This window comes from uncultured Intestinimonas sp., assembly GCF_944387245.1.
Taxonomy (GTDB): domain Bacteria; phylum Bacillota; class Clostridia; order Oscillospirales; family Oscillospiraceae; genus Intestinimonas.
In genome coordinates, this window is the sequence record NZ_CALXEE010000002.1 from 1 (window position 1) to 16,033 (window position 16,033).

The following is a 16,033-nucleotide window of genomic DNA, read 5'->3' on the forward strand; positions in this document are numbered from 1 at the left end:
GCGGAACAGGGAAAACCCGTGGTCCTATCCGACATTTTTTCGCCGCCTGCGTGGGTGGGTGTCGGGGTGTGGTGGCGTCGACTGGGATTCCCGTTGCTGCGGCGTGGGGTGGTGCAGCATCGCCATTGCCTTCCCCAGGGGGGAAGGTGCCCCAGTGCGCACACTGGGGCGGATGAGGGGGGACGTTGGGGATTAGCCGGCCTTTCCCCTCATCAGTCGCCTTCGGCGACAGCTTCCCCCAGGGGAAGCCTTATGGTCAGGCCAGCTCGCCGAAGAGGGCCCAGGTGGAGGCGTCGGTGATCTTGAGGTCCACGTACTGCCCCAGCAGGGACTCGTCCCCGGAGAAGTGGACCAGCCGCCCGCCGGCGGTGCGGGCGTTGAGGTTGTGCCGGGGGTCGTCGCTGAGCACGTCCACCAGGCAGCGCATGGTCTTGCCCACGTAGGCCGCCTGCTTCTCGGCGGAGATGGCGTTCTGGAGGTCTACCAGTCGCTGGAAGTTGGCCGCCTTCTCCTCCTTGGACATGGGGTCGGGCATTCTGGCCGCCGGGGTGCCCTCCCGGGGGGAGTAGATGAAGGTGAAGAGGGCGTCGAAGCGGACGGCCTCCAGCACTTTGAGGGTATCCTCAAACTCCTCGGTGGTCTCCCCGGGGAAGCCCACGATGATGTCGCTGGTGAGGACGATGTCGGGGATGCGCTGCCGCAGGGCGGCGATGAGCCCCAGGTAGTGCTCCCGGGTGTAGCCACGGTTCATGGCCTTGAGGACCCGGTCGTTGCCCGCCTGGAAGGGGAGATGGAGGTGGGGGGCCACCTTCTCGCACTTGGCCATCACGTCGAAGAGCCGCTCGGAGGCGTCCTTGGGGTGGCTGGTCATGAAGCGGATGAGGAAGTCCCCGGGGACGGCGTTCACCTGCTCCAGGAGCCAGGCGAAGTCCACCCCCTCCCGGCCCAGGTCCTTGCCGTAGGAGTTGACGTTCTGGCCCAGGAGAGTGATGTCCTTATATCCCTCGGCGGCAAGCTGCCGCACCTCGGCCAAAATGTCCTCCGGCTGACGGGAGCGCTCCCGGCCCCGGACGTAGGGGACGATGCAGTAGGAGCAGAAGTTGTTGCAGCCGTACATGATGGACACCCAGGCCTTCACCTTCCCCTCCCGGCGGACGGGGATGCCCTCGGCGATGGAGCCGGCCTCGTCGGGGGTGTCGAAGATGCGTCCCCTCCGGGTGTGGATGCGCCAGAGAAGCTCGGGGAACCGCCACAGGGCGTGGGGTCCAAAGACCAGGTCCACGTGGCGGAAGGACTGCTTGATCTTCTCGGAGACGTGCTTTTCCTGGGCCATGCAGCCGCAGACGCAGATGATCTGCCCCGGGTGGTTCCGCTTGGCGTGGACCAGGGCCCCCAGGTTGCCGAAGACCCGCTGCTCGGCGTGCTCCCGGATGGCGCAGGTGTTGAGGATGATGACGTCGGCGGCGTTCTCGTCGGCGGTGAAGCCGTAGCCCATCTCGCTCAGGTAGCCCCGCAGCCGCTCCGAGTCGGCCTCGTTCTGCTGGCAGCCGTAGGTGTCCACGTAGGCCAGAGGCTCTTTGGGCAGGGCGGCGTTCATGGTGTGGATCTGGGCGCAGAAGTCCTTCTGCCGGGCGATCTCCTCGGGGGAGATCCGGGTGGTGTTCTGGTTCAAGGCGCTTCCTCCATCGGTTCACGGTTTTCCCTTCATTTTATCAGCTTTTCCCCGGAAATACAAGCGCAGCGCCGGAGTTTTCCCCTGGAAAGGCAAGGGCTTTTCGTTGACGCTTCTGCCGGGGACTGATATAATGTTGTCTACGATACACCATAGACGAGAGAAAGGCGGCGACGCCGTGAAAACACTGGTGATCGAGAAGGAAGCCGTCCGCCGCAACGCGGCGGTCATCAAGGAAAAGGCGGGGAGCGCGGCCATCTACGCCGTCCTCACCGGGGACGCCTGCGGCGCCGGACTGGTGGACCTGGCCAAACTCCTGCGGGAGGAGGGCATCGGCCGTTTCGCCGTGTCCGAGCCGGAGGAGGCCCGGCAGCTCCGGAAGGCGGGCTTTGTGGACGAGGAGATCCTCATGCTCCGCTCCACCACCGACCGGGAGGAGCTGGAGGAGCTCATCGACCTGGGCGTGGTGTGCACCATCGGCTCCCACGACACGGGGGTGGCCCTCAACGCCCTGGCCGAGGCCCGCTCCACCGTGGTGGAGGCCCACATCCAGGTGGACACCGGCATGGGCTACGGCGGCTTTCTGGCCACCGAGCCGGAGAAGGTCCTGTCCATGTACCGGTATCTCCCCAACGTGGCCCTCTCGGGCATCTATACCCAGATCCACGCCGCCGGGAAAAAGGGCCGGGAGGCGGCGGAGCAGCTGGCCCTCTTCCAGCAGGTGGTGGAGGCCGTCCACGCCGCCGGGTTTGAGTCGGGCACCGTCCACGCCGCCGGGTCTACCGCCCTCATGAATTACGAGTTTGCCCGGCTGGACGCGGTGCGGGTGGGGTCGGCCTTCCTGGGCCGGTGCCGCCGCAGCCGCGGGGACCGGCTCACCACCGTGGGCACCGGCGAGGCCGCCATCGAGGAGGTCCGCTGGCTCCCCAAGGGCCACACCGTGGGCAACAGCGCCCTGGTGAAGCTGAAAAAGCCCACCCGGGTGGCGGTGGTGCCGGTGGGCTACCAGAACGGCCTGGGGGTGGAGCGCCCCCGGGAGACGGGACTCTTCTCCTTCCTGAGCGCCTGGCGGCGGAGCCGCCGGCGGTATCTCCGCATCGGGGAGCAGAAGGCCCGGGTCATCGGCCAGATCGGCGCCCTGGAGACCCTGGTGGACGTGACCAATATCAAATGCGCCCCGGGAGACCTGGCGGTCTTTGCGGTGGACCCGCTCTACGCCAAGGGCCTCAAGCGGGTATACAGATAACAAAGGAGTTTTTTACGCCATGAGAGCAGTCGTGACAAGAGTGACCTCCGCCTCGGTGACCATCGACGGCAAGGTCAACGGCGCCATCGGCCGGGGCTTTCTGGTGCTGCTGGGCATCGGTCCCAACGACACCCCCGCCCAGGCCGCCAAGCTGGCCGACAAGGTGGTGGGCCTGCGGGTCTTTGAGGACGAGAACGAGAAGATGAACCTGAACCTGGCCACCGTGGGGGGCGAGCTGCTGGTGGTGAGCCAGTTTACCCTTTACGCCGACACCAAGTCCCGCCGCCCCAGCTTCACCGGGGCCGCCAAGCCGGACCTGGCCATCCCCCTCTACGAGGAGTTTCTGAGACAGTGTGAAGCCCTGGGCTTCCCGCCCCAGCACGGGGAGTTCGGCGCCGATATGGCGGTGGCCTCGGTGAACGACGGCCCCGTCACCATCCTGCTGGATACCGATACAATGTGAGGTGTTGAATATGCTGGTCAAGACCATGCAGGTGCCCCCCATCGGCACCAACTGCTACGTGCTCGCGGACGAAAAAGAAAAGGTCTGCGCCGTCATTGATCCCGGCGGGGACGCCGCCGGCATCCTGGAGCTGCTGAAGGAGGACGGCCTCACCCTGACCGCCATCCTCCTGACCCACGGCCACTTCGACCACACCGGCGGCGTGGCCGACCTGGAGAAGGCCTGCCCCAACACCCCCGTCTACATCCACAAGGGGGATGTGGAGGGGGCCAGTCCCTCCGTCTTTCCGCCCCTCACCGGCATCGCCCTCACCTACTACGACGAGGGAGACAGGGTCATGGTGGGGTCCATCCCCGTGGACGTACTCCACACCCCGGGCCACTCCAAGGGCTCGGTGGTGCTGAAGGCCGGGGACATCCTCTTCACCGGGGACACCCTCTTCCGGGGCTCTATGGGCCGCACCGACTTCCCCGGCGGCAGCTATGAGGAGATCATGGCCTCCCTGAAGCGGCTGGCCGCCCTGCCCGGGGACTACCGGGTCTGCCCCGGCCACGAGGGCCTCTCCACCCTGGAGACCGAGCGGCAACAGAACTACTATATGCGCGCGGCGGTGGAGGGCTGAGCCCGTCATCCCGCGACAGATAGGATCATATTATGAAGCTATACCTCAAAGGACACGACTACAAGTACGCAACCGAGCAGATGATGCTCATGCTGTTCCCGGGCCAGCGGCCGGAGTATCCGGCCGAGCCAACCGCGGAGGGAGAGGACAGCCTGGTGCTCACCCTGTCACGGACGGCGGGCCGGGCCACCGGCCACGCCGTGCTCACTTGGGCGGGGCGGCTTTACAGCCGCTTTGCCTGGGCGGCTGACCCCGGGGAGGAGGACCGTCTGGAGCGGGACCGGGTGCTCCAGCGGGTGCTCAAGAACGCCTTCTACCGGGCGGGGACCGACGCCCTGGGCCGGGAGCCGGCCTGGGGGGCCCTCACCGGGGTGCGCCCGGTGAAGATCCCCACCAAGGCCCTCACCAAGGGCCTGACCCCGGCCCAGGCCGACCGGCAGCTCCGGGACCTCTACCGGGTCTCCCCTGACCGGCGGCGGCTGGCCATGGACTGCGCCCGGGCCACCCTGGCTGTCCGGGACAGCCTGAACCCCGAGGAGCTCTCCCTCTATGTGGGCGTCCCCTTCTGCCCCACCCGGTGCGCCTACTGCTCCTTTGTCTCCGCCGACGTGGGCAAGACCCTGAGCATGCTCGAGCCCTACGCCCAGGCCCTGTGCCGGGAGATCGCCGCCGCCGGGGCCATGCTGAAGCGGGCCGGGCGGAAGGTGCGCTCGGTCTACTTCGGGGGCGGCACCCCCACCACCCTGTCCGCCCAGCAGCTGGACCTGGTCATGTCCGCCCTGGAGGAGCACGTGGACCTCTCCGGCTGCACCGAGTACACTGTGGAGGCGGGGCGGCCCGACACCATCACGGCGGAGAAGCTCTCCGTCCTCAGACAGCACGGCTGCGACCGGATCTCGGTGAATCCCCAGTCCATGTCGGAGGCGGTGCTGCGGGCCATCGGCCGCTCCCACACCCCGGAGGACATTCTCAAAGCCTGGGACCTGGTGGCCCAGGCCGGCTTCCCGGTGCGGAACATGGACCTCATCGCCGGGCTCCCCGCCGACAGTGAGGCGGGGTTCCGGGACTCCCTGGACCGGGTCATCGCCCTGGACCCGGAGAACATCACCGTCCACACCCTGGCCCTCAAGAAGGGCTCCCGGCTCATGCTGGAGGGGAGCGGCCTCCCCACGCCGGAGGCGGTGGCCGCCATGCTGGACTACGCCTGGCAGACCCTGCGCTCCGCCGGATACGTCCCCTACTACCTCTACCGCCAGAAGTACATGTCCGGCGGCTTTGAAAATGTGGGCTGGTGCCGTCCGGGCACCGAGAGCCTTTACAACATCTGCATGATGGAGGAGCTCCACACCATCGTGTCCCTGGGCTCCGGCGGGGTGACCAAGCTCATCGACCCCGCCGCCGGCAGCCTGAAACGGCTCAGCAACCCCAAATTCCCCAAGGAGTATATCGAGCACATCGACGACATCATCGCCCAGAAGGAGGAGATCGCGTGGCCTATCAGCTAGAGGAGATCAACCGCCGCCTGAAAGAGGACCCGGCGGGATTTGTGGCCGAGTGCGACGGGGTGTACCAGAAGCGGCTGGAGACGGCCGCTGACCGCATCCTGGAGCGGATGAAGGAGAGCCCCATCGTCCTGCTGTCGGGGCCCTCCGGCTCGGGCAAGACCACCACCGCCCTGAAGCTGGAGCAGGAGCTGGAGCGGCGGGGGGTGCAGACCCACACCATCTCCATGGACAACTACTTCAAGACCCTCAACCGAAAGACGGCCCCCCGAAACGCCGAGGGGGACATCGACTACGAGTCCCCCGAGCTGCTGGACATGGACCTGCTGGACGAGACCTTCACCAGGCTCTCCCGGGGGGAGTGGGTCATCGTGCCCAAGTTCGAGTTCGCCCGGCAGATGCGCAACGACAGCCGGGGCACACCCCTGAAGCTGGACAAGAACGAAATTGCCATTTTTGAGGGCATCCACGCCCTTAACGACGACATCGCCGGGCGCCACCCCGAGGCCACCACCCTCTATATCTCCGCCCGCTCCAACATTCTGGAGGGGGAGGCGCTGCGGTTCAAGGGCACCTGGATGCGCATTTCCCGCCGGGCGGTCCGGGACTATAATTTCCGGGGCACCGACCTGGTGGAGACGCTTTCCATGTGGTATAATGTGCGCCGGGGCGAGAAGCTGCACATCTCCCCCTTCAAGGGCCGGGCCAACGTCATTATCGACTCCTCCCTGCGCTACGAGGTCCCCGTCTTTGCCAACTACGCCGCCCCTCTGCGCCAGGCGGTGGAGCAGGTGCCGGCGGACAACGAGCGCCGGGCCGAGCTGGAGGCCATGGTGGACGCCTTCCGGTACTTCCAGCCCCTCTCCCCCGACCTGGTCCCCGCCGACTCCCTCATCCGTGAGTTCATCGGCGGCGGCAGCTATCACTACTGATCCTCCCCCGACCCGGGGGTACAACAAAGGAAAGAAGGAAACGACACCATGTCAGAATGTACCCATGACTGTTCCACCTGCGGCGAGAGCTGCGGGGAGCGCACCGCCCCCATGGACCTGAGAGAGCCGGTCAACGGCCTGTCCAGCGTGGGCAAGGTCATCGCCGTGGTCAGCGGCAAGGGTGGCGTGGGCAAGTCCACCGTCACCTGCTCCCTGGCCACCGCCATGGCCAAGCTGGGCAAGAAGGTGGCGGTGCTGGACGCCGACATCACCGGCCCCAGCGTCCCCACCGCCTTCGGCATCCATGAGCACGCCGTGGGCAGCGAGCTGGGCATCTATCCCGCCGTCAGCAAGGGCGGCGTGGAGCTCATGAGCCTCAACCTCCTCACCGAGCACGAGACCGACCCCGTGGTGTGGAGAGGCCCCATCATCGCCGGCACCGTGAAGCAGTTCTGGACCGACGTCATCTGGGGTGACGTGGACTACATGTTTGTGGATATGCCGCCCGGAACCGGCGACGTGCCCCTCACCGTATTTCAGTCCCTGCCCGTGGACGGGGTCATTGTGGTGACCTCCCCCCAGGACCTGGTGAGCATGATCGTCACCAAGGCGGTGAAGATGGCCGAGATGATGAACATCCCCATCCTGGGCCTGGTGGAGAATTACAGCTACTTCAAGTGCCCCGACTGCGGCAAGGAGCACGCCATCTTCGGCGAGAGCCACATTGAGCAGGTGGCCGCCGATCTGGGCCTGAAGGTCCTGGCCAAGCTGCCCATCGACCCGGCTCTGGCCGCCGCCTGTGACAACGGCGGCGTGGAGGACTACCAGCCCAATCCCCTGTCCGGCCTGGCCAAGGCCCTGGACGAGGGCACCGTATAAGAAACCCCGAACGCAAAAAAGATCCCGTGGACTGCGGTCCACGGGATCTTTTTTTGCCTGTCGGCGTTTATACGGAGATGGTGCTGCCCCGGAGACTGGCGTCCATGTTCTGGTGGTCCAGGGAGGCGAAATGATCGCAGATGTGGCTGAAGAGCTGGTTGGCGGCGAAGGAGCGGTAGCCCTCCCGGCGGCGGATGATGGCGATCTCCCAGGGGATCACCGGCTCCAGGGGGACGGTGACCAGCTCCTCGCACAGGTCGGGCTGGAGGATGGGCAGGGGCAGCACGGCGATGCACTGCTGCATGCCCACCATCTTGAGGCAGAACCGGGTCATCAGGCTCTTGTAGGCGATGCGGGGGGCAAAGCCGCACTCGCCGCACATGCGGATGAAGCTGTCGTGAAGGGTGGCCGTCTCGCTGTAGGTGAGGATGGTCTCGTCCTTCAGATCCTTGATGTGTACGCTGCTCATCTGGGCGAAGGGGTGGTGGCGGCTCACCACCAGGGAGCAGACATTGCTGATGAGGGTCTTGCTCTCGAAGCGGTAGGGCTCGTCCACCGGCAGCATGACCAGGCCCAGGTCGGCCCGGCCGGAGCCCACGGAGGCGGCGGTGAGCTTGGAGCCCTCCTCCACCACGGAGATGTCAATGCCGGGGAAATGGCGGTGGAACCGGGTGATCAGCGGAGGGAAGTAGACGTCCAGCAGCACGCCGGGGGTACTCAGGTGAACCTCACCCACCCGCACGGAGCGCACGTCGTCCATGGTCTGGAAGAGATCGTCATATTGGAGGAGGAAGTCCAGGGCGCGGTCATAGAGGATGCGCCCGGCGTCGGTGAGGTAGAAGCTCTTGCTGGTGCGCTCGATGAGCCGGACGTTGAGCTCCTCCTCCAGGTGCTTGATGGAGCGGGTGAGCATGGGCTGGGTGACAAAGAGCTGGGCTGCCGCCTTGGTAAAGCTCTGCTGACGAACCACCTCTACAAAATACTTCAGCTGTTGGATCTCCATACCTATCCCTCCATATTCTCTCAGAAACAATAAAAAAAGTGACAGTGCCTCCTCACATCACTAAGACTTGTCCTCTATCATACCGGAAAACGGGCCATTTTTCCAATAAAACTTATCTAAATAATTGTAATGATTTTTGAAACAAATCCACAAAACCATTCTTCAGATGCATGGACCGATAACCAGGAGGTATAGTTCTGGAGAACTTCCACAAAAACCAGGAAATAATTTCTTTCGAAAGGTGTAAAGTATAATTTTTTTGCATGCTTGCCGCTGGAAACGGCATTTTACACCCCCGGCCTTCTGCGGCTATACTTTGGCTACGCCGAGTGGCTTGCAGGCGTCCAACAGCCATTTTTCCCAAAAACTGTTTTCGTCTGCCCCAAACGGCGCGGGACAAAAAACACGATCGCAAGTCAGGAAAGGAAGTGGTGTTCCATGCCAAAGGTCATGTCAGCACAGGAGGCCGTCCGCGCCTACATCCATGACGGAGCCACCGTCGCCTTCGGTGGCTTTGTGGGCGCCATGGTGCCGGAAGAAGTCAACAAGACCATTCAGGAACTCTACCTGAGCACCGGTTCTCCCAAGGGGCTCACCGCCATCTATGCCGCTGGCCAGGGCGACTCCGACCAGCGTGGCCTCAACCACCTGGGCGAGGAGGGCCTGCTCAGCCGGGTCATCGGCGGGCACTGGGGCCTGGTTCCCCGGCTGCAGAAGCTGGCCCTGGAGAACAAATTTGCTGCCTATAACTACCCGCAGGGTGTTATTTCTCAGCTTTTCCGCGACATTGCCGCCGGCAAGCCGGGGCTCATCACCCACGTGGGCATGAAGACCTTTGTGGACCCGGAGCTGGAGGGCGGTATGCTCAACGACAAGGCCCGGGAGGCCGGACCTCTGGTGGAGCGAATCGACATCGGCGGCGAGACCCGCCTGCTGTATAAGGCCCTGCCCATCAATGTGGCTGTCATCCGTGCCACCTACGCCGATACCCACGGCAACTGCACCTTCCAGCGGGAGGGCGTCAGCGCCGAGACCCTGGCCATCGCCCAGGCCGCCAAGAACTCCGGCGGCAAGGTCATCGTGCAGGTGGAAGACGTGGTGGAGTACGGCGCGCTGGACACCCGGCTGGTGCGGCTCCCCGGCATCTATGTGGACGCCATCGTGGTGGCCGCCCCGGAGAACCACATGCAGACCTTCGGCACCGGCTACAATCCCTCCTACTGCGGTGAGATCCGTGTGCCCATGAGCTCTGTGAAGCCCCTGAAGCTGGACCAGCGCAAGATTGTGGCCCGCCGGGCGGCCATGGAGCTGGTGCCCAACGCCGTGACCAACCTGGGCATCGGCATGCCCGAGGGCGTGGCGGCCGTGGCGGCCGAGGAGGGCCTGGAGGGCATGGTGCTCACCACCGAGGCCGGCACCATCGGCGGCATCCCCGCCGGCGGCAAGGATTTCGGCGTCACCATCAACCCCGACTGTATCCTGGACCAGCCCTATCAGTTTGACTTCTATGACGGCGGCGGTCTGGATGTGGCCTTCCTGGGCCTGGCGCAGGCCGACGAGAAGGGCAACATCAACGTCTCCAAGTTCGGTCCCAAGATCGCCGGCTGCGGCGGCTTCATCAACATCACCCAGAACGCCAAAAAAGTGGTCTACTGCGGCACCTTTACCGCCGGCGGGCTGAAGATTGGTGTGGCCGACAGCAAGCTGCAGATCCTGCAGGAGGGCCGGGACAAAAAGTTCCTCAAGCAGGTGGAGCAGGTCACCTTCTCCGGCGAGTACGCCGTGGAGAAGGGCCAGCCGGTGCTCTATATCACCGAGCGCGCGGTCTTTGAGCTCACCCCGGAGGGTGTGGAGCTCAAGGAGATCGCCCCCGGCGTCGATCTGCAGAAGGACGTGCTGGATCTGATGGACTTTACCCCCATCGTCAGGGACGTAAAGACCATGGACAGCTGCATTTTCCAGGAAGGCCCCATGGGTCTTTCCAATTGAGAGATGATTCAGTGAGAGATCCCCGCTCCTCCGGGAGAGAAAATGTGTTGAGGAGGTATCATTTATGAGTTTGTTGGGCATCGTATTGGGTCTGGTGCTCCTGATGTTCCTGGCCTACAAGGGCTATTCCATCATCTGGGTCGCCCCGGTGTGCGCCGTGGTGGTGGCCGTCCTGGGTGGATACAGTATCCTGGACGCCTACATCGGCGACTACATGAAGGGTATGGCCGACTACGTATTCCAGTGGTTCCCCGCCTTCTTCCTGGGCGCTGTCTACGGCAAGGTCATGGACATGACCGGCTCCGCCCGGAGTCTGGCCGACGCCCTGGTAAAGCTGATCGGCTCCCGTTTCGCCGTCCTGGCCGTGGTCATCCCCTGCCTGCTGATGACCTACGGCGGCATTTCCCTCTTCGTGGTGGTTTTCGTCATCTACCCCATGGGCTACTCCATCTACCGGGCCGCTGACCTGCCCCGCACCCTGCTGCCCGGCGCCATCGCCACCGGCGCCTTCGGCATCACCATGACCGCCATCCCCGGCACCCCCCAGATCCAGAATATGATCCCCACCCAGTACTACGGCACCACCGCCATGGCCGCTCCCCTGCTGTCCGTGGTGGCCTGCATCGTGATGTTTGTCCCCGCCTATATCTATCTGGAGTGGCGTGTGGCCCAGTGCCGCAAGAAGGGCCTCCACTTCGTGCCCGATCCCAAGCACAAGGAGACCGACTTCAGCGACCGCAACCTGCCCTCCTGGCACTGGATCACCGGCCTCATCCCCCTCGTCGTTGTGGTCCTGATGCTCAACCTCTTCCCCAAGCTGCTGCTGAACGCCACCGGTGTGGAGCTGGCCTCCAACTACGCCATCGTCATCGCTCTGGTCTGCGGCATCCTGGTGGCCTGCCTGCTCAACCTGAACCAGGCCAAGCTGCTGCTGCCCGCCATCAATGAGGGCGCCAACGGCTCCATGGGCGCCATCATGAACACCGCCTGCGCCGTGGGCTTCGGCTCCGTGGTCAAGGTGGTCCCCGGCTTCGCCGTTCTCACCAACCTGGCTCTGAACATGCCCGGCTCCATCCTCTTCTCTGAGGCCGTGGCCGTCAACGTGCTGGCCGGTGCTACCGGCTCCGCCTCCGGCGGCATGTCCATCGCCCTGGAGGCCCTGGGTCCCAAGTACCTGGAGATGGCCAACGCCATTGGCATGAGCCCTGAGGTCCTCCACCGCATCGCCTCCATCTCCTCCGGCGGTCTGGACACCCTGCCCCACAACGGCGCCGTCCTCACCCTGCTGGCGGTGTCCAACTGCACCCACAAGGAGTCCTACATCGATATCTGCATCACCACCTGCATCATCCCCCTGGTGGGTTCCCTGCTGCTGGCCCTGGTCTGGGGCTTCATCGGGATCTAAATTCCCCGGTTTGCTGTGCCCGGCCCCATCCACGGCTTCGGCACAGGCCAAATAGGAAGGAGCATACACCATGACCATTCAGGAAATGAAGATCGGTGATTCCGCCAGCACGGTGAAGACCATCGGCGAGTCCGACGTCTATCTCTTTGCCGGCATCACCGGTGACCTCAACCCCGCCCATACCGACGAGGTGTCGGCCAGCCAGACCCCCTTCGGCGGCCGGATCGCCCACGGTATCCTCTCCGCCGGCCTCATCTCGGCGGTGCTGGGCATGAAGCTCCCCGGCCCCGGCACCATCTATCTGGGCCAGGAGCTCAAGTTCACCAAGCCCGTCCACATCGGCGACACCGTCACCGCCACTGCCACCGTCAGTGAGATCGTGGCCGAGAAGAACATCGTCAAGCTGGAGACCATCTGCACCAACCAGAACGGCGATGTGGTCGTCAAGGGCATGGCCACCGTCATGCCGCCCAAACACTGAGTTCCCCTTTTTTCTGGGATCGTTCCCCTCCATACCAACAGCCATCGTGCCCCGGACGCTCTGCCGCGCGTCCGGGGCACGGTGGCGTTTTGGCAAAGCAGCGCGTCCCGCAGATAGGGAAAAGCCCGCCGTGAGGCGGGCTTTTTCGCGGATTTGTGGATGTCACTGTCCCAACAGAGTGCGGTACTCCTCCTCGGGGGCGGGGCGGCCCACCACGGAGAGGGAGGACTGGGAGAGCTGGAAGAGCCGCCCGGCCAGGGCCCGGATGTCCTCGGCGGTGACGGTGTTATAGGCGTCGATGACCTCACTGGTGGTGAGGGTGCGGTTCTGGAGGAGGAGTCCACGGCCCAGGGCGCTCATCCGGGACTGGGTGGACTCCAGACCCATGAGGACGTTGGCCTTGGAGAGCTCCCTGGCCCGTTCCAGCTCCTCGGGAGTGGGGCCGTGTTCGGCGAAGTCGGCCACCACCCGGAGGATGGTCTCCAGGGCCTCCCGCTCGGTGTCCTTGCTGAGGGCGGTGTAGATGGCGAACACGCCCGTCTCGGCGTGGCCGGCGCCGTAGGTGTAGATGGAGTAGCACAGCCCCCGCTTCTCCCGGACCTCCTGCCACAGCCGGGAGGACATGCCGGAGCCCAGCATGGTGGAGAGAAGCTGGAGGACGAACCGGTCCTTGTCCCCGTAGGGCAGGCCGGGGAAGGCCAGGGTCAGGTGGTTCTGCTCGGTGGCCTTCTTCTTCAGGGTGATGGCGGGGGTGTAGACGGCGGGGACGGCGGTGGGGGTCTCCCCCGGCTCCAGATCCAGCAGCCGGGCTTTCAAGGCGTCGGCCATGAGGGGGGTGAAGCTCCCCGCCATGGCGGCGACCATGGCGCCGGGCCGGTAGTGGGTCCGCTGGTAGCTTTTCAGCCACTCCCCCGTCATCTTGTCCAGGGTGGCCTTCCTGCCCAGGATGGGCCGGGCCAAGGGGCTCCCCTTGTAGACGGCGGCCATGAGCCGCTCAGAGCACAGGTCCTCGGGGTTATCCTGGTACATGCCGATCTCCTCCAGGATGACCCCCCGCTCGGTGTCCACGTCGGCCTGGTCGAATTTGGAGTCAAAGACCATGTTGCACAGGAGGTCCAGGGCCCGGGGCAGGTGCTCGTCCAGGCACCGGGCATAAAAGCAGGTGCACTCCTTGGTGGTGTAGGCGTTGACCTGGCCGCCGATGGCGTCCATCTCCTGGGCCAGCTCCCGGGCGGAGCGGCGCTGCGTGCCCTTGAAGACCATGTGCTCGATGAAGTGGGCGGCGCCGCTCTCCCCCGCCTTCTCGTGGCGGGAGCCGGTGGCCACCCACAATCCCAGGGAGACCGACCGGACGGCGGGCACGGCCTCCGTGACGATACGGGCCCCGTTGGGCAGGGTTTCGATGTCGTAGTGTTCTTCCATGTGGTGACCTCTCCCGTGGTGAAAATGGAAACGCCTCAGCCGTCCCGGCGGATGGTGGTGCCCATGGTCTGGCCGGAGACGGCGTCCAGGAGCATGACGTGGTCGATGCGCCCGTCCAGGACCACCACCTCCGTCACCCCGTTCTCCAGGGCGCGGATGCAGCTTCTCAGCTTGGGCACCATGCCGCCCTGGATGAGGCCGCTGTCCAGCAGGTCCCGGGCCTCGGAGGCGGTGAGGGAGGGGATGGCGGTCTTGGCGTTGCGGTTGTCCATGAGGATGCCGTCCACGTCGGTGAGGAAGACCAGCTTGTCCGCCTTCAGGGCCTCGGCCACGGCGCAGGCGGCGTCGTCGGCGTTGCAGTTATAGCTTTCCCCATTTTCTCCCGCGCAAACCGGGGAGATGACGGGAACATAGCCTCCGGAGAGGAGGAGGCGGATGAGGTCCCCGTCGGCGGCGGTGATGTCGCCCACGTGGCCCAGCTCGGGGTCCTTCTGCCGGGCGGTGAGGATGGCGCCGTCCTTGCCGGAGACGCCGGCGGCCTTCACGCCCAGACCCCGGAGGGCCATGACCACCTGCTTGTTCATCTGGGCGGAGAGAACCATCTCGGCCACCGCCATGGCGGTGGCGTCGGTGACCCGGTAGCCGTCCCGGAACCGGGGGGGCTCCCCCAGTTTTTCCAGCCAGCCGGAGATGGTCTTGCCGCCGCCGTGGACCAGCACCACCCGGACCCCGGCCATCTGGAGAGCGGCCACATCCCGGAGGATGGAGTCCACCGCCCCGTTCTCCCCCAGGGCGGAGCCGCCGTACTTCAGGACCACCGTCTTTCCGGCGCTCCGGGCCAGCCGGGGCAGGGTGTCCAGCAGCCCCAGCACCTTCTCCATGCCGTCCAGGTGGTGGGCCACGTCGTACTCGTGGAGCCACTGCTTGGTGTAGTCCACGTCGGAGATGCAGTTGATATAGGCGGTGCCCCGCTTCTGCCGGGTCTCCGCCCCCTTACCGGTGATGAGGATGACGGTGGGGGTCTGGGCCTCCATCACCGCCATGCGGATGGCCTCGCCTCGGTCGGGCTCGATGGAGTAGTCACACTTGCCCTCGATGTGCCCGGCCATCTCACGGGAGATGTCCAGCACGTCCTCCTCGCCGGGGTCCTCCTCGGTGATGATGATCTTGTCGGCGTATTTGGCCGAGATCTCGGAGAGGTCCTTCCGCCGGTCCAGGGCCTTCTTGCCCGGGCAGCCGAAGACGATGACCACCTGCTGGCCCGGGTACTCCTCCTTCACAGAGAGGAAGAGCTTTTCAAAGCTCAGGCGGTTGTGGGCGTAGTCCACGATGGCGGTGATGTGACCGTCGGCGTTCTGGTAGACCTCCATGCGGCCGGGCACCCGGGCCTTCATGAGGCCCACGTAGATGTGCTGCTCGGGGATGCCCAGGCCCTCGCACACGGCGATGGCGGCCAGGGCGTTCTGGACGTTGAAGAGCCCCGGCATGGTGAGCCGGAACTCCCGGCTGAACCGGGGGGTCTTGACCCGGAAAAGGATGTCCCGGCCCTGCTTGCGCACGTCGGTGGCGTAGACCGTGGCGGCCGGGTCGTGCTCGGAGAAGGTGATGAGCCGCCCGCCGGCCTCCCCGGCGGCGTTGAGCACGTCCTCCACCCGCTCGATGTCCAGGTTGACCACGGCCAGGGGCGCGTGGCGGAAGATCTTCAGCTTGGAGGTAAAGTAATCCTCAAAGTCGGGGTGCTCGATGGGGGAGATGTGGTCGTAGCCGATGTTGAGAAAGACGGCGGCGGAGAGGGCCACGCAGTCCATGCGGTCGTATTTCAGGGCCTGAGAGGAGACCTCCATGGTGAGGTACTCCACCCCGCTCCCGGCGGCGTTGGCGAAGTGGCGCTGGAGGTCCAGGGGCTCCGGGGTGGTGAGGTGGGACTCGAACCGCTCCACGCCGTCGTAGGTGTCGATGGAGGAGATGACGCCGCTCTCCGGCTTCTTCCGGGCGGAGAGATACTCATCAAAAATATACTTGAGGTAATATGTGGTGGAGCTTTTACCCTTTGTACCGGTAATGCCCACCACGTGGAGCTTGGCGCTGGGGTGGTCGTAGTAGAAGTCGGCCAGGAGGGCCATGGCCCGGCGCACGTCGGTCACCTGGAGGCAGGGGGTCTCTCCTGCCTCCGGCCAGACATGGTCGGAGAGGTAGATAAAGGCCCCTTTTTGGAGGGCGTCGGTCAGGTACTGGCCTTTGAAGTGGGCGCCCTTGACGATGAAGAGGGTGTTGGGGCGGACGTTCTGGGAGTCGCAGGAGACCAGCTCCACGGGGGTGGAGAGGAGGGCGGGCGAGAGGGCCTGTCCGCCGGTGAGGAGCCCCTCCTTCTGGAGAAGCTGCCAGTAGTCGCCCAGGGGGCGGATGGGAAGATCCAT

At 65.0% G+C, this 16,033-nt stretch carries 13 protein-coding genes; 9 read left to right on the forward strand and 4 right to left on the reverse strand.

The annotated features are described in order from the left end of the window. Nucleotides 1-256: 256 nt before the first annotated feature. Nucleotides 257-1,597, reverse strand: coding sequence for a tRNA (N6-isopentenyl adenosine(37)-C2)-methylthiotransferase MiaB (miaB, locus tag Q0K15_RS00535; protein WP_294510669.1), 1,341 nt, complete (start codon nucleotides 1,595-1,597; stop codon nucleotides 257-259). Between the two features lie 253 nt (nucleotides 1,598-1,850). Between miaB and Q0K15_RS00540 the strand changes: the two genes are divergently transcribed. From Q0K15_RS00540 to Q0K15_RS00565, 6 genes are read left to right on the forward strand one after another with little or no spacing between them, the layout of a single operon-like run. Beyond that, nucleotides 1,851-2,918 (forward strand): alanine racemase, encoded by a 1,068-nt coding sequence (locus Q0K15_RS00540; RefSeq protein ID WP_294510454.1) that lies wholly within the window; start codon nucleotides 1,851-1,853, stop codon nucleotides 2,916-2,918. 19 nt (nucleotides 2,919-2,937) lie between these two features. Then, nucleotides 2,938-3,381 (forward strand): D-aminoacyl-tRNA deacylase, encoded by a 444-nt coding sequence (gene dtd / locus Q0K15_RS00545; RefSeq protein WP_227603781.1) that lies wholly within the window; start codon nucleotides 2,938-2,940, stop codon nucleotides 3,379-3,381. A gap of 10 nt (nucleotides 3,382-3,391) precedes the next feature. Next, complete coding sequence (locus tag Q0K15_RS00550) at nucleotides 3,392-4,003, forward strand: MBL fold metallo-hydrolase (RefSeq protein ID WP_294510460.1); 612 nt, start codon at nucleotides 3,392-3,394, stop codon at nucleotides 4,001-4,003. Nucleotides 4,004-4,035: 32 nt separating this feature from the next. Continuing rightward, entirely contained in the window at nucleotides 4,036-5,508 is a 1,473-nt protein-coding gene (hemZ, locus tag Q0K15_RS00555) for a coproporphyrinogen dehydrogenase HemZ (protein WP_294510463.1), read from the forward strand. Next, entirely contained in the window at nucleotides 5,493-6,437 is a 945-nt protein-coding gene (locus Q0K15_RS00560) for an adenylyl-sulfate kinase (RefSeq protein WP_294510466.1), read from the forward strand. Before hemZ ends, Q0K15_RS00560 begins: the two co-directional genes overlap by 16 nt. Nucleotides 6,438-6,485: 48 nt before the next feature. Then, nucleotides 6,486-7,316: an Mrp/NBP35 family ATP-binding protein gene (locus Q0K15_RS00565; RefSeq protein WP_294510469.1), complete on the forward strand. Its 831-nt coding sequence runs from the start codon at nucleotides 6,486-6,488 to the stop codon at nucleotides 7,314-7,316. Between the two features lie 67 nt (nucleotides 7,317-7,383). On the opposite strand, the gene Q0K15_RS00570 is transcribed toward Q0K15_RS00565, so the two are convergent. Continuing rightward, the gene (locus Q0K15_RS00570) at nucleotides 7,384-8,319 is read right to left on the reverse strand and encodes a LysR family transcriptional regulator (protein WP_294510472.1); all 936 of its coding nucleotides are present in this window, start codon (nucleotides 8,317-8,319) and stop codon (nucleotides 7,384-7,386) included. 438 nt (nucleotides 8,320-8,757) lie between these two features. Here Q0K15_RS00570 and Q0K15_RS00575 point away from each other — a divergent pair, with 438 nt between their 5' ends. The 3 genes from Q0K15_RS00575 to Q0K15_RS00585 all read left to right on the forward strand — a co-directional run bounded on the left by Q0K15_RS00575 (nucleotide 8,758) and on the right by Q0K15_RS00585 (nucleotide 12,194). After that, nucleotides 8,758-10,308 (forward strand): acyl CoA:acetate/3-ketoacid CoA transferase, encoded by a 1,551-nt coding sequence (locus tag Q0K15_RS00575; protein WP_294510475.1) that lies wholly within the window; start codon nucleotides 8,758-8,760, stop codon nucleotides 10,306-10,308. Nucleotides 10,309-10,372: 64 nt separating this feature from the next. After that, a complete protein-coding gene (locus tag Q0K15_RS00580) occupies nucleotides 10,373-11,713 on the forward strand; it encodes a Na+/H+ antiporter NhaC family protein (protein WP_294510478.1) in 1,341 nt (446 codons plus the stop codon). Nucleotides 11,714-11,783: 70 nt separating this feature from the next. Further along, nucleotides 11,784-12,194 (forward strand): MaoC family dehydratase, encoded by a 411-nt coding sequence (locus tag Q0K15_RS00585; protein WP_294510481.1) that lies wholly within the window; start codon nucleotides 11,784-11,786, stop codon nucleotides 12,192-12,194. A gap of 162 nt (nucleotides 12,195-12,356) precedes the next feature. On the opposite strand, the gene Q0K15_RS00590 is transcribed toward Q0K15_RS00585, so the two are convergent. Then, nucleotides 12,357-13,616 carry a pitrilysin family protein gene (locus Q0K15_RS00590; protein ID WP_294510484.1) on the reverse strand — a complete coding sequence of 420 codons (1,260 nt, stop codon included), beginning with the start codon at nucleotides 13,614-13,616 and terminating at the stop codon, nucleotides 12,357-12,359. Between the two features lie 35 nt (nucleotides 13,617-13,651). After that, entirely contained in the window at nucleotides 13,652-16,033 is a 2,382-nt protein-coding gene (gene argB, locus Q0K15_RS00595) for an acetylglutamate kinase (RefSeq protein ID WP_294510487.1), read from the reverse strand.